The sequence below is a fragment of the Rhodococcus sp. BH5 genome (assembly GCF_027583855.1).
Classification (GTDB): Bacteria; Actinomycetota; Actinomycetes; order Mycobacteriales; family Mycobacteriaceae; genus Rhodococcus_F; species Rhodococcus_F qingshengii.
On sequence record NZ_JAJHVW010000001.1, the window covers coordinates 121,834 to 135,741 of the forward strand.

At 64.0% G+C, this 13,908-nt stretch carries 14 protein-coding genes and 1 riboswitch; of the genes, 6 read left to right on the forward strand and 8 right to left on the reverse strand.

All coding sequences use genetic code 11. The features are described 5' to 3' along the window. Positions 1–25: 25 nt before the first annotated feature. From RhoBH5_RS00580 to RhoBH5_RS00595, 4 genes are all read left to right on the forward strand, one after another. Positions 26–946: a HAMP domain-containing protein gene (locus RhoBH5_RS00580; protein WP_007729850.1), complete on the forward strand. Its 921-nt coding sequence runs from the start codon at positions 26–28 to the stop codon at positions 944–946. Positions 947–1,105: 159 nt separating this feature from the next. Beyond that, the gene (locus RhoBH5_RS00585) at positions 1,106–1,747 is read left to right on the forward strand and encodes a ScbR family autoregulator-binding transcription factor (RefSeq protein WP_019748499.1); all 642 of its coding nucleotides are present in this window, start codon (positions 1,106–1,108) and stop codon (positions 1,745–1,747) included. Positions 1,748–1,757: 10 nt separating this feature from the next. Then, positions 1,758–2,117, forward strand: a complete 360-nt coding sequence (locus RhoBH5_RS00590) for a VOC family protein (RefSeq protein WP_007729848.1) — start codon at positions 1,758–1,760, stop codon at positions 2,115–2,117. Then, the gene (locus tag RhoBH5_RS00595; RefSeq protein WP_007729847.1) at positions 2,117–2,632 is read left to right on the forward strand and encodes a DUF1990 family protein; all 516 of its coding nucleotides are present in this window, start codon (positions 2,117–2,119) and stop codon (positions 2,630–2,632) included. The genes RhoBH5_RS00590 and RhoBH5_RS00595 overlap by 1 nt, the downstream gene beginning before the upstream one ends. 13 nt (positions 2,633–2,645) lie before the next feature. Here the strand turns inward: RhoBH5_RS00595 and ccsB are convergent, their stop codons facing one another. Beyond that, positions 2,646–3,605 (reverse strand): c-type cytochrome biogenesis protein CcsB, encoded by a 960-nt coding sequence (gene ccsB / locus RhoBH5_RS00600; protein WP_007729846.1) that lies wholly within the window; start codon positions 3,603–3,605, stop codon positions 2,646–2,648. A 274-nt stretch (positions 3,606–3,879) separates the two neighbouring features. Between ccsB and RhoBH5_RS00605 the strand changes: the two genes are divergently transcribed. Next, complete coding sequence (locus RhoBH5_RS00605; RefSeq protein ID WP_192712401.1) at positions 3,880–4,662, forward strand: alpha/beta hydrolase; 783 nt, start codon at positions 3,880–3,882, stop codon at positions 4,660–4,662. A 413-nt stretch (positions 4,663–5,075) separates the two neighbouring features. Here the strand turns inward: RhoBH5_RS00605 and RhoBH5_RS00610 are convergent, their stop codons facing one another. From RhoBH5_RS00610 to cobG, 7 genes are all read right to left on the reverse strand, one after another. Further along, the gene (locus tag RhoBH5_RS00610; protein ID WP_042450962.1) at positions 5,076–5,666 is read right to left on the reverse strand and encodes a dihydrofolate reductase family protein; all 591 of its coding nucleotides are present in this window, start codon (positions 5,664–5,666) and stop codon (positions 5,076–5,078) included. Between the two features lie 77 nt (positions 5,667–5,743). After that, the gene (locus RhoBH5_RS00615) at positions 5,744–5,983 is read right to left on the reverse strand and encodes a PLDc N-terminal domain-containing protein (protein ID WP_007729843.1); all 240 of its coding nucleotides are present in this window, start codon (positions 5,981–5,983) and stop codon (positions 5,744–5,746) included. Beyond that, on the reverse strand, positions 5,980–6,384 hold the full coding sequence (locus tag RhoBH5_RS00620; RefSeq protein WP_192712402.1) for a nuclear transport factor 2 family protein: 405 nt from the start codon (positions 6,382–6,384) through the stop codon (positions 5,980–5,982). Before RhoBH5_RS00620 ends, RhoBH5_RS00615 begins: the two co-directional genes overlap by 4 nt. Next, positions 6,381–6,740 (reverse strand): HNH endonuclease, encoded by a 360-nt coding sequence (locus tag RhoBH5_RS00625; RefSeq protein WP_076948440.1) that lies wholly within the window; start codon positions 6,738–6,740, stop codon positions 6,381–6,383. Before RhoBH5_RS00625 ends, RhoBH5_RS00620 begins: the two co-directional genes overlap by 4 nt. A 26-nt stretch (positions 6,741–6,766) precedes the next feature. Next, positions 6,767–8,254, reverse strand: coding sequence for a precorrin-3B C(17)-methyltransferase (gene cobJ / locus RhoBH5_RS00630; RefSeq protein ID WP_270007846.1), 1,488 nt, complete (start codon positions 8,252–8,254; stop codon positions 6,767–6,769). Then, positions 8,251–8,877, reverse strand: coding sequence for a precorrin-8X methylmutase (locus RhoBH5_RS00635; protein ID WP_007729839.1), 627 nt, complete (start codon positions 8,875–8,877; stop codon positions 8,251–8,253). Before RhoBH5_RS00635 ends, cobJ begins: the two co-directional genes overlap by 4 nt. A gap of 19 nt (positions 8,878–8,896) precedes the next feature. Further along, complete coding sequence (gene cobG, locus RhoBH5_RS00640; RefSeq protein WP_042450957.1) at positions 8,897–10,039, reverse strand: precorrin-3B synthase; 1,143 nt, start codon at positions 10,037–10,039, stop codon at positions 8,897–8,899. Positions 10,040–10,090: 51 nt separating this feature from the next. Next, a riboswitch (cobalamin riboswitch) is annotated at positions 10,091–10,223 on the forward strand. A 39-nt stretch (positions 10,224–10,262) separates the two neighbouring features. Here cobG and cobN point away from each other — a divergent pair. Beyond that, a complete protein-coding gene (gene cobN / locus RhoBH5_RS00645; RefSeq protein ID WP_270007847.1) occupies positions 10,263–13,883 on the forward strand; it encodes a cobaltochelatase subunit CobN in 3,621 nt (1,206 codons plus the stop codon). Positions 13,884–13,908 lie beyond the last annotated feature (25 nt).

Sequence of the window (13,908 nt, forward strand, 5' to 3'; positions counted from 1 at the left end):
CCGTCGAAAACCATCGGGAATTCACGTGCGGACGCTCCATGCTCGCGTGAAATTGCTGACTGCAGGCCTGGTGGCGATCGCGGTGATCGTGTCGGCGTCGGCGGTGTACATAGTGTTCAACGCGTATTTGCAAGGCAACGTCGATCGGCAACTCGAGCGCACGAGTGACGCGATCACCGACACCGTCAATTTCGGCGGTGTCACACCGGTTCTGGGATTGACGGCCGGCGCGGATACAGCGGTCATCCAGGCGGTGGGGCTTCTTACTGCCGACGGCGCCTTGGTGACGGCGACTCCCGGTCTGCCGCCGTTCAGCACGAGCGCAGACGCCATCAGGTCGATCGCAGACGGCAATTCGTCGCAGACAATCGCGACGGTTGATGCGTATCGAATTCTTGTCGAGCCCTCGGTTGCGGGCCAGACTTTGGTTGTCGCGCAATCCCTGGGGCCGACGCGTTCGGTACTCAAGCGACTGGCAGTGGTGTTGGCGGCACTCGGGGCGGCCGGAATCGCCCTAGCTTACGCAGCCGGAGATGCTGTGGCACGCACAGGATTACGGCCGATCGCGCGACTTACTGCGGCGACGCGGCGGGTCGCCGAAACGGATGATCTTGCGCCGATCCCGGTGACCGGTGACGACGAGTTGGCGTCGTTGACAGTCAGTTTCAATCGGATGCTCGGGACGTTGTCGGAATCGCGGGCACGCCAGAGAAGTCTGATCACCGAAGCGGGCCAGGACCTTCTGGCTCCTTTGACTGCACTTCGCACCAATATCGAGTTGTTGATGTCTTTCGATACCAAGTCCGGCGCGATTTCCGAGGCGGATGCAACGCAGTTGCGTGAGGAAATCACCGACCAGATGATGGAGTTGACGCTCCTCGTCGGAGAGTTGGTGGACCGTGCGCGGGTTGACGAAAGCACGTTGGGGAGAGGAGATTCCCTCTAAATCGGACGTCTGACCAGCGACTTTGTTGCATTCGTAATTGAAGCAATGGAAGGAGCGCTGGTAATGTGGGGCAATTGTGAAGTTTTTGGGTATAGCTGGAGTGTGGCGCGAACCGTGGGGTTTGCTGGGCGGGGGCCTTTGGAGGACGAGAGGGATTCAGTGGTCAAGCAAGCACGCGCCGAGCTGACTCGGCAGCAAATCGTTGCCGGCGCGGCCGCGCAGTTCGAGAAGACTGGTTACGGCAGCACCAGCATGGCCGACATAGTCTCGGGGGCCGGTACTACCAAGGGCGCGTTGTATTTCCATTTCGCGTCGAAGGACGAGCTCGCGCAATTCATCATTGCCGAACAGCATCGGCTCTCGATCGAGTCGGTGCAGGCGATTTCCGCGACGGGCAAGGACCCGTTGGAACAGATGATCATGCTCACGCACGAAATGGCACGCCAGATTGTCGACGAGCCGATCGTTCGCGCGGGCATCCGCCTCACGCTGGAACTGAGCACGTACGAGGGGCCGGTGGAACCGTACGCCGAATGGATCTCGGCAATCACCGATCTCACCGCCAGAGCTCAGGCGGAAGGTGAAATCCGAAAATCGGTCAGCGCAGAATCGTTCGGCAGGTTCATGCCCTCGGCATTCACGGGGGTACAGCTGGTTTCGAACGTTCTCACCCGACGCTCGGATCTTCCGGATCGTGTCGACGAGATGTGGCAGATCCTGCTTCCGGGGATCGTCAGCGACGAACTTTCCGGTGACATCGAGCGCCTCGTCAAGTCGCGGTGGACTCCGGCGGCGGCGTAGCCTGCGGGACATGGCCGTCACGCGGATAGTTTCGGATCTGTCGAGTAGTTCGCTCGAGGCCGCGCAGCGCTTCTACACCGAAGTGCTGGGCCTCGAAGTTGTCATGGATCACGGGTGGATCGTGACGTTGGCTTCGCCGACGGATCCGTCATTGCAGATCAGCGTCATGACGCACGACGCTCATGCGCCCGTAGTACCGGACGTCTCCGTCGAGGTGGACGATCTCGACGCGGCGTACGAGGCCGCGGTGCAGCGCGGCGACACCATCGTCTATCCCGTCACCGAGGAGCCGTGGGGTGTCCGCAGGTTCTTCGCTGCCGACCCCGACGGCCACGTGGTCAACATCCTCAGCCACCGACGCGAGCAATGATGGCGTCCCGCCCGGGCGGGCTGACGTACCTCGAGGTGGGCGCAACGTCAGGCGTTCTCCCCGCCGGCTATCACCACGTTCACGAGAGCGCGACGGTCGGATCCGGACGGGAGGATTTCGAGGTTGCCGCTCGAACCGTCGCGAATTGGGGAATGCACCGCGGAGCCGGACTGGCCGTACGGACGGCAGCCCCGACCGCCGTGGCGGGTCAGGATGCGACCTTCGGACTCGGTCCGGTAACTATCCCCGTTCGGATCGTCTATGTCGTAGACGAACCCAATCGCAAGGGCTTCGCGTACGGAACCCGCGCGGGCCACCCCGAATGCGGGGAGGAATTGTTTGTCGTCCAGTTCGACGAGGCCAGCCAAGCGGTTCGTATCGAGATCGTTGCGTTCTCCAAGCCCGGAACGTGGTGGGTGCGTCTCGGCGCTCCGATCGGACGTCGAGTACAGGCGTTTGTCACGCGCCGCTACATCCGTGCCGTCCGCCAGAGCGTCGCCCGATCGCGGGTCTGACCCGTTGTAGGCGTCAATTCAATCCAGCGTACGAATGCAATCCCGACACGACGTAGTTGATCGCAAACATGTTGAAAAGCATGGTGGCGAGCGCAGCAACATTGATCCATGCCGCACGCATGTTCTTCAACCCGGCGGTAGCGCGCGCATGGAGGTACGCGGCATAGAGAACCCAGGAGATGAACGAGACCGTCTCCTTGGGGTCCCAGCCCCAGAAACGTCCCCACGCGGCCTCCGCCCAGATCGCCCCGCAGATCACCCCGATGCTGAACAACGGGAACCCGACGACCGTTGTTCGGTAGGCCACGCGGTCAAGCAATTCGGATGACGGCAGTCGTGCCGCAATCCAACGCAACGCGCGTTTCTTCGACTGCGGGCCCACCTCGGCAATCATGAAAAGTGCGCTGACCGAACTTGCGAACGTAAGGATGCCGGAGGCGGCGACGATGATCGTGACGTGCACGCCGATCCAGTACGAACGAAGAGCGGGTACGACCGGCGCTGCCTCGGCATACATGCTTGCGGCGGCGACGAACAGAAGCACCACGGTGGGTGACAGAACGAAGATGGTCAACGATCGAATCGGGTACCGCCGCAGAATGACCAGCCAGCATGCCACCAATGCCGCGCTGAGGAAAAGCGCGTACTCGTAGAGGTTTCCGAGAGGCCATCGGTGCGTCGAGATGCCGCGAAGTGCAAGCGCGGTGACGTTGAGGACCAGGGCGACGACGATGAGAGACATGGCAGCGCGACCCGCACGATGGGCGCGGGTTCGATTCGGCAGCAATGCGATCCGGCCGGGCAATGCAGGATTCGATGCACTTCCGGCATGTGCGAGTGCCGGTCGCACCGTGGCAGAGAGGGGTGTGCTGGAGAAGTCGACGACGGAAAGAACCAGGGCGAGAACGTAAATCGCGAAAGACGACGCGAAGGCGTAGTCGCTGTACTGCGCGAGAACTGGATCGACCGACATCAGACTCCTCATAACGACCGGTTGGTTGTCATTTGGAATCTACTACACACGATCGTAGAACTGACAGGGCCGTCTGTCGGATCAGTGGCCCGGAAAATGATTGGACGAGCTTCGGTTGGGGTTGATAGCTTGTGCGAGACCGTGACAACACGCCAGGAGGTGAGACCCATGAACGCTGTAACCATGTGGGTGCTCCCACTCGTGTTCACGGATCGGCGATTGACGTAGGTGTCGCCGGGAGCGCCTCGAGTAGGCAATCCCGAAAGGTAACACCATGCAATCCAATTCTCAGACCATCGAATTCACTTCCGAGACAACGTCGAACGGGGTCGTCGAACGCCATTTCCTTCTGGACGACATCACCGGTGTGCTCTGGTCACCCGCGTCCGGATCTGTCGAATCACCCCTTCTGCTGTCCGGGCACTCCGGCGGCATGCACAAGAAGGCACCAGGACTGGTTGCCAGCGCACTCCACAGTGTGAGCTCCCACGGGTTCACAGTCGCCGCGATCGACGCGCCCGGACACGGCGACCGCCCGCGGAACACACAGGACGAACAGTGGGTCGAGGCGATCCACCAGGCTAGGGCGGCCCACGAGCCGATCGCCCCGATCGTCGTCGAGTACAACCGATCGTTGGCGGAGCGTGCAGTGCCGGAATGGCAGGCGACCATCGACGCTCTGCAAACGCTGCCCGACGTCAACGCCGACGCTCCGATCGGCTTCGGCGGCGTGTCGCTAGGGGTCGTGACCGGGCTCATGTTGGCCCCGGTCGAATCCAGGATCGCTGCCGTGAGCTTCGGGGGAGTTTTTGTGGACGACTCCCTCATCGAAGCGGCACGAAAGCTCGCGGTCCCGGTCGAGTACCGGATCCCTTGGGACGACAAGGATTACGACCGCACGTCGGGGATAGCGTTGTTCGATGCCTTCGGCTCGAAGGAGAAGACGCTGCACGCCTACTCGGGCAGGCACTATCCGGTGCCCGACTACGAGCGCGACAGTTCGGCTCGGTTCTTCGCCCGCCACCTCGGCGGGAGCGGTGGCGCTCCTGTGAGCTGACGTGAACTCGTATCGGCGTCCGGCCTGTGTCGGACGCCGATACGATCTCGATCCTTCGCTCGCTAGTAGCCGTCCAGCTTGGCCATTTTTGCTGAGGCGCGCGAGGGTGCGCGCAAGCATGGCCCTCGACCGGGGGTGCTTACAGCTCGAGGTGCAGTGCCCGTGGAATAAGGGGCCAGAGTGTTCGATAGCGACAAGTGGTCCTTACGGTCCGCCGGGCGGAACGAACTTGTTCGTGATCCAGTTCGATGCTTCGATCTCGTCGAGGGTTGTCCGGAGACTTCGGTGGCTAATGCTCGTGCTGTGCCGAGTGTCCGGTCAATACCGAACATCGAACAAGACTGGAAACTTTCTCGTGTCCGACCTGAGGCGACGACATGTCTTTCAACCGCGCATTTCCAGCCATGCGTCGACTAACCGTCCGATACCTGACCTGGGGGCGGTACTTGAGTGGGCCGATATCGCACGGCGACTGCACCCGACTGGAACTCGTGGCGATCGACGAGTTCGAGTTGGATGCGCTCGTGCAGACCGGCGAGCAACGTCGGTCCGTGTCCGGCAAGGACCGGTTGCACAACGAACTCGTACTCGTCGATCAGTCCCAGGTCTGCCAATGCCAGGGGGAGTGTCACGCCGCCAACCCACAGACCTTCGCCGGGCTGCTCCTTGAGCCGTTGAATCGCTGACCCCAAGTCGCCTTGCACGAGTTCGGCATTCCAATCGACCCCGCTCAGCGTGCTCGACACGACGTACTTCTTAGCCCGGTCCATTGCCTCGGCGAACGGGATCTCCCACTCGTCCATCCAGTCAGGCCACGCCCCCGTTGCGGGCCGCCGCCACGCCGACTCCATCATCTCGTAGGTCACCCGGCCGAACAGCAAAGCATCGGCTCGTTCCATCTGAGCGGTCCAGTAGCGCATCGACTCCTCGTCGGGTGGAAGCCCCGCCTCGTGATGGCAGCAGCCGTCGAGGGTGACGTTGATCGAGTATCGAAGTGGTCTCATCTTGTTGTTCTCCCCTGATACGCGCAGAGTGACAGCACCGGACCGTACTCAGACTACTGCCGGGCCGTCGGTGTAGATCAGGTTCGGGACCTGGAGTCACGCGGGGGTCGACCGAACAGTAACCAGACGAGCGCACCGAGTACAGGCACCGCGATCACCAGTGCCGACCACCAGAATTTGCTCCCCAAGCGGTCGAAATCGGTGCGCACGATCGCCACGAGCGCGCTAATCGTGATGAAGATCCAGGCAAGAACGAAGACGGTGAAGGTGATGTCCATCCAAAGCGGAATGGTGGGGTTGGGGGTCGATTCGTTCACGCTTCCAGACCACTTTCGACGACTGTGCCTTGATGAAACAACACGCTCCATCGATTCTCGGTGAACCGCCAGATGGATGATCGCTCGGTAACTCGTTGCAATTGCGCCAGCCGGTACGTCACCAGATACGTGTCAGGCGCAATCCGGCTCAGCGCTGGCCGGTCGGCCGTCCACCCGAGTTCGGCGGCGTCGTTCACCTCGCCGCGGAGGCGTCGGCGCTCAACTACCGACTGCACGTAGTCGCGGGTGTATCGAGCGCCGGAGGCTCCGATCTCCCGGAACTGCGGGTCGACGACCGCATCGAACTCGTCTCGTGACATCGCTACTCGAGTTCGGTGAAACAGAGGTTCGAACTCCATCAACTCGTCGAGGATCGGGCGAAACTCGTGTGGGGTCGTCACGACTGCTCCGAGAACTGCGCCCTCATCTCGATCCCTATCTCCGCGTGTCGCAGGAGGAAGGCCTTCTCGTCATACCCCTTGCGCCGCAACCAGAGAGTGACCTCGCTGTTGCATTTGCTTGCATTGCACGAGCGGCACGCCGGTGCGATGTTGTCGAGTGTGTAGCGCCCACCGCGGGAGATCGCCAGCACGCAGTCACGTTGCGGCGACTCGTCCGACTCGCCGCAGTACGCGCAGCCACCCCAGGCCGCTTTGAGCGCGGACCACTGCTCGACGGACAGATCGTGCTCCACCAAATCCATCCGGCGTTTCCGTTTACGCGCGTATCTTGCTTTCCGGGTCCGGTTGACGGGCATGACGCCATGCTATCGCCGTGCGGCGTTCACTCCGGGTAGCGCCGCGGGGTGAACACCTGACGGCCCGAACCGGTTTCGACGACGGTTGTCATCGACGAACCGACGATGAGCAGCGTCCGCATGTCGATCTCGGAAGGCTCGAGCTCGCCGAGGGTCACGACGCGAACTGATTCCTCGGCACCGGCAACATCGCGGCCGATGACGACGGGAGTCTCGGGGGAGCGGTGCTCGAGCACGAGGTCCTTCATGGCTTGGACCTGCCACGTCCGGGACTTCGACGCCGGGTTGTAGACCGCAAACGCCATGTCCGCGGCTGCAACTGCCGAGATACGGCGCGCGACGACATCCCACGGCTTGAGGCGATCAGACAACGAGAGCACCGCGTAGTCGTGCCCGAGGGGAGCACCGACGCGACTGGCGACAGCGTTTGCCGCCGTCATGCCGGGAAGGATGCGGACCGGCACGCCGCGCCACTGGTCTTCGGCGGCAACTTCGAGAACTGCTGCAGCCATGGCGAATACGCCGGGATCTCCCGACGAGACGACAGCTACACGGGCGCCGTTCTTCGCCAGGTCCAACGCCATCGCGGCGCGTTCCGCTTCGACGCGGTTGTCGCTGGAATGGCGACGCTGGCCCGGACGCGTCGGCACGCGATCGACGTACGGGCCGTAGCCGACGAGGTCGGTTGCCAACGAAAGCTCATGCGCCACTTCGGGTGTGGTCCAGGCGGTGTCGCCCGGCCCGAGTCCGACCACGACCACCTCGCCGCGAGACTCGGCTGCGGGTCGAGGGTTGTTCGACGGGCTCGGAACGATGGCGATCGAAAAGTACGGAACTCCGTCCGGGTCGACCTCGGCAGCGGATTCGACGCGTTGACGTGTGGTGCTCGCGCGCTCGACGTAGTGAGCTTCATCCAAGCGGCCGGAATCCTCGAGCGATTGGAGGACCGGTGGGTAGGTACGTCCGAGCTTGAGGATGGCCGCGGCGTCGGTTTCCTTGAGCCGCCTGGTCAGCTCGGCCTGCGGCAACGTTCCGGGCAGGATCGTGAGGATCTCTTCACCCTCGACCAGCGGCTTTCCGAGTGCAGCAGATGCCGCGCTGACGGAGGTGACGCCGGGAATCACTTCGGCGTCGAAGCGATCGGCCAGTCTCTTGTGCATGTGCATGTAGGAGCTGTAGAAGAGCGGATCGCCGGCGGCGAGCAACGCGACGGTTCGACCGGCCGCGAGGTGAACTGCCAGCCGTTCGGCAGCTGCTTCGTAGAACTCGTCCATCGCGCCCTGGTATCCGCCGGGATGATCAACGGTCTCGGTGGTCACGGGGTAGACGAGGTGTTCTTCGATCTGTCCTTCGCGCATGTACGGCGCTGCAACTCCGCGGGAGATGCTCTTGCCGTGCCGCGCGGAGTGGAACGCAACCACATCGGCCTCGCCGATGACGCGGGCGGCCTTGACGGTCACCAATTCGGGATCGCCGGGGCCGATACCGACACCCCAGAGCTTGCCTGCACTCATTCGACTTCGCTCGCAATCGCATTGACGACGGCGGCGGTGATCGCGCTGCCGCCGCGTCGGCCGCGGAGAACGAGATGATCGATCCCGCTGGCGTGTTCGATGAGGGCTTCCTTCGACTCGGCAGCGCCGATGAAACCGACCGGACCTCCGACGATGGCGGCCGGACGGGGTGCGCCGGCTTCGATGAGGTTCAGGAGATGGAACAGTGCGGTGGGTGCGTTTCCGATCGCGACAACAGCGCCCTCGAGCTTGGCTCCCCACAGTTCGAGAGCAGCCGCCGAGCGAGTGTTGTCGATGGTCGACGCCAGCACGGGAACCCGCGGATCGCCGAGGGTGCAGATGACGTCGTTGCCGGCGGGCAGACGCTTGCGCGTGATGCCGGCAGCCACCATCTGGGCGTCGCAGAAAATCGGCGCGCCGTCGCGCAGAGCTGCGCGCGCAGCCGAGACGACACCGGGTGTGAAGGCGACGTCGTCGACGAGATCGACCTGGCCACTTGCATGAATCATGCGCACTACAGCTTGCGAGACATCCGCCGGGAAACGGCTCAGGTCGGCTTCGGCCCGAATGGTGGCAAAGGACTGGCGATAGATTTCCGCGCCGTCACGGATGTACTCGATCATGTGCCACACGATAGAGGCATCACCGATCGGGCGGATTCACCCGGTAACCGTCACCCGTCGCGATCACATCCGCTACGTCCCCGCGGGGACGTCCACAACTGCGGTCGCACCCGGCCCAGTGCTGGCGCCCGACAACGGGAAGTTCTGCCTGCTCGACGGCGGTGATCGCGTCGGCGCGCACATCGGCGAGCGACTTCTCGCATCCCGGACTTCCGGTGCAGGCGGTGACCTCGAGCCACGGTGAGTTCTCGTCGAAGATCAACCCCATGGGTGCCAGCACCCGGACTACCTGCTCGGCTGCCCATTCGTCGAGGTCGAAGATATGCACCGATCGCCACGGTGTCACGACGACGGGCTTGTCGACGGCGGCGAGGAACTCGGCCAGCCGAGCGTCGAGCAGTCCGAATCGCAGGCCGCCGCCCAGAGCTACGGTCCCGTCGCGCTGCTCGAGCCAGCCGATAGTAGGCCGTGCATCCGGCGTGAGGTCCGCAGCACCGGTGGACTCGGCGCTCAGACCCAACTGCTCGAGGGTGCGTTCGATTCCGTCCGGAACCTCGGCCAGGCGCCAGTGCTTGTCGCGAACGTCGAGGAATGATCGAGCCGCCTCGAGGAGCAATTCGACGGCGTCGTCCGCCTGGACGAGATGAGTGGTGTGGTGACCGGCGAGCACCAGTGAATGCTCGGTGGCGCTGCGCGCATGGAGACCGAAATCGCCCCGTAGCCCGGTGATGTCTCCGCGCCCGTCGTCGAGGGTGAACAGGGTTCGCCCTGGCAGATCTGCCAACGCTTGATCCGCTTGGATCGCCGAATCGAGACGGTGGACCAGTTCACGAATGTCGGCGACGCCCCCGATACGGCCGGACAGTGGGGACGCGAGGATGTTGCGCACTCGCTCGTGCGTCGCGGACGGCAGCAGACCGGCCGAAGCGATACGCGCCGCGAAGGCTTCGGGGTCCGAGACCGAGCGCAGTTGTACGTTGCCCCTCGAGGTGAGTTCCATCTGCCCGTTGCCCAGATCGCGCGCCGCGTCGGCGAGCGTCTGCAACTGGGTGGGGGTGAGGAGTCCGCCGGGTAGGCGCACGCGTGCCAGTGCGCCGTCGGCGGCGTGGTGAACTTGCAGTGCACCCGGGCACGCGTCTGGCTGTGAACGGTCCGTGGGCATGGCTCCAGGGTACGACCTGTCATGAGTGCCTTCTGCGGACCGGTAGCATCACCACCACCAGTGACGGCAGTTGAGGAAACCGGTGAAAGTCCGGTGCGGTCGCGCCACTGTGAGTGTTGCTCGAGCGGGACGTGTTTCCGCTCGGAAACACGAGTCAGACCCTCAACCGCCGTCGATGACAGATCTGTGCCACGGGGCGCGAAACCCCAGGAAGGCTTCACCCGTGATTCTTCTGCTCTCCACGTCCGACACCGATCTGCTGAGCGCCCGCGCCAGCCAGGAAGCCGGCGACGGCGTCTCCTATCGCTGGGCCAACCCCTCACGCTTGCTGGTCTCGGAGGACTTGCCGCCCTTGCTCGACGGCGTCGACCTCGTGATCGTTCGTATCCTCGGTAGCCGTCGCAGCTGGGAAGACGGCCTGGACATGGTCCTCGCCTCCGGACTCCCCGTAGTCGTTCTCGGCGGCGAGCACGCGCCGGACGCCGACCTCATGGAGTGCTCGACGGTTTCCGCCGGTGTCGCTGCCGAGGCTCACAACTACTTGGCCGAGGGTGGCGCACAGAATCTGGCACAGCTGCACCACTTCCTGTCCGACACCGTCCTGCTCACCGGCCACGGGTTCGAGCCGCCGGCTCACCTGCCTTCCTGGGGCATCGCTGATTTCGCGCCCGATCTCGACTCGGCGAGCGGTCCGGTCATCGCAGTTCTGTACTACCGCGCTCAGCATTTGGCCGGCAACACCCGGTACATCCAGGCGTTGTGCGACGCGATCGCCGAGGCCGGTGGCACCGCGCTCCCGATCTACTGTGCATCTCTGCGAACAGCTGAAGCCGAACTTCTGAGCATGCTCCGCCGCGCCGACGCCATGGTCGTGACAGTTCTCGCCGCCGGCGGCACCAAGCCCGCCACCGCGTCCGCCGGTGGGGACGACGAAGCCTGGGATGTCGCCGCACTCGCTGCACTCGACGTCCCGATTCTGCAGGGGCTGTGCCTGACCAGTAGCCGCGCCACCTGGGACGAGAACGACGACGGACTGTCGCCTCTCGACGTCGCGACGCAGGTGGCGGTGCCGGAGTTCGACGGTCGCATAATTACCGTCCCGTTCTCCTTCAAGGAAATCGACTCCGACGGACTGTCCACCTACGTCCCCGACGTCGAGCGCGCCGCCCGTGTCGCCGGGATCGCGGTCCGTCACGGCAAGCTGCGCCACATTCCCACCACCGAGCGTCGCGTTGCTCTGATGCTCTCGGCGTACCCGACCAAACACGCCCGCATCGGCAACGCGGTCGGTCTCGATACTCCGGCGAGCGCAATCGACCTGCTCACCGAAATGCGTTCTGCCGGTTACGATCTCGGTCCGGTCGACGGTCCGGACGTAGTTCCCGGCCTGGCGGCGAAGGACGGCGACGCGCTGATCCATGCCCTGATCGCGGCCGGCGGACAGGATCCCGACTGGCTCACTGCCGAGCAGCTCGAGGGCAATCCGATCCGCATCTCGGCAGCGAAGTACCGCGAATGGTTCGCCACCCTGCCCGAGGAACTGCGCAGCGGTGTCGAAGAGCACTGGGGCGCAGCGCCCGGAGAGCTGTACGTCGACCGCTCGCAGGATCCCGACGGCGAAATTGTCATCGCGGCACTGCGATTCAACAACATCGTGCTCATGGTCCAGCCGCCGCGGGGATTCGGTGAAAAGCCCGTCGCGATCTACCACGACCCGGATCTGCCGCCGAGCCACCACTACCTCGCGGCCTACCGCTGGATCGCTGCAACACCGGACAACGGCGGATTCGGCGCCGACGCCGTTGTGCACCTCGGCAAGCACGGAAACCTCGAATGGTTGCCCGGCAAGACACTCGGCATGTCGAGCAACTGCGGTACCGACGCAGCCCTCGGCGACCTGCCGCTGATCTACCCGTTCCTCGTCAACGACCCGGGTGAAGGAACACAGGCAAAGCGTCGCGCCCACGCGACTCTCGTCGATCACCTGATCCCGCCGATGGCCCGCGCCGAAAGCTACGGCGACATCTCCCGTCTCGAGCAACTGCTCGACGAGCACTCCAACATCTCCGCACTGGACCCGTCCAAGCTGCCGGCCATTCGCCAGCAGATCTGGACGCTGATGCGGGCGGCCAAGATGGACCACGACCTCGGCCTCGCGGAGCGTCCCGAAGAAGACGTGTTCGACGACATGCTCCTGCACGTCGACGGTTGGCTGTGTGAGATCAAGGACGTCCAGATCCGCGACGGTCTGCACATTCTCGGCCGCGCACCCGAGGGCGACGCCGAAATCGAACTGGTCCTGGCCATGCTCCGTGCCCGTCAGATGTGGGGCGGCGAACAGAGTGTCCCTGGTCTGCGCGAAGCTCTCGGGCTCAGCGAAGACGGCGACGAGTCCCGCAACCGTGTCGACGACGTCGAGGAAAAGGCGCACGCTCTGGTTCGCGGCATGTACGACGCCGATTGGAACCCCGCTGCGGCAGAACAACTCAGCGACGACGAGACCGTCGTGAAGATCCTTCAGTTCGCGGCCACCGAAGTGGTTCCACGCCTCCGACAGACGAACAACGAGATCAAGCAGGTCCTGCACGCGCTCGACGGCGGCTTCATCGCCGCCGGCCCGAGTGGGTCACCGCTGCGCGGCCTGATCAACGTGCTTCCCACCGGTCGTAACTTCTACTCCGTCGATCCCAAGGCAGTTCCCTCACGACTGGCGTGGGAGACCGGTCAGGCGATGGCCGAGTCGCTCGCCGCTCGATATCTCGCCGATCACGGCGAGTACCCGCGCTCGGTGGGTCTGTCCGTGTGGGGTACCGCCGCCATGCGTACCTCCGGCGACGACATCGCCGAAGTGTTCGCGCTCCTCGGTGTTCGCCCTGTCTGGGACGAAGCAAGCCGACGCGTGGTCAACCTCGAGGTCATCGATCTCGAAGAGCTCGGCCGCCCGCGCATCGACGTCACCGTCCGCATCTCCGGATTCTTCCGTGATGCGTTCCCGCACGTGCTCGCACTGCTCGACGACGCTGTTCAGTTGGTCGCCGCATTGGACGAGACGGACGAGCAGAACTACGTGCGCGCCCACGCGCAGGCCGACCTTGCCGAGCACGGCGATGCCAGGCGTGCGACCACTCGCATCTTCGGTTCGAAGCCCGGAACCTACGGCGCCGGCCTGCTGCAACTCATCGACTCCAAGACCTGGCGCGGTGACGACGACCTCGCCGAGGTGTACACCAACTGGGGCGGCTTCGCGTACGGCCGTGGGCTCGACGGAATCCCGGCAGCCGACGACATGCGCAGTGCATACCGTCGAATCAACGTGGCGGCCAAGAACACCGACACGCGTGAGCACGACATCGCCGATTCGGACGACTACTTCCAGTATCACGGCGGCATGGTTGCGACCGTGCGCGCGCTGACCGGAAAGTCGCCCGAGGCGTACATCGGCGACAGCACTCGGCCGGAATCGGTTCGCACACGCACACTTTCGGAAGAGACCGCACGTGTCTTCCGGGCGCGCGTGGTCAATCCCCGCTGGCTCGACGCGATGCGCCGTCACGGGTACAAGGGTGCGTTCGAGATGGCGGCCACGGTCGACTACCTCTTCGGGTACGACGCCACCACCAACGTGGTCGCGGACTGGATGTACGAAAAGCTCGCCGAGACCTACGTTCTGGACGAGCAGAACCAGAAGTTCATGACGCAGTCCAACCCGTGGGCCTTGCACGGAATCGCCGAGCGGCTCCTCGAAGCCGCCGAGCGCAACATGTGGGAGCACCCCGAGCAGAAGACACTCGACGGCTTGCGTCAGGTGTACCTCGAAACCGAAGGCGAACTCGAGGGGGAGTAAACCTCGATCACCGGCAGATCCGGGC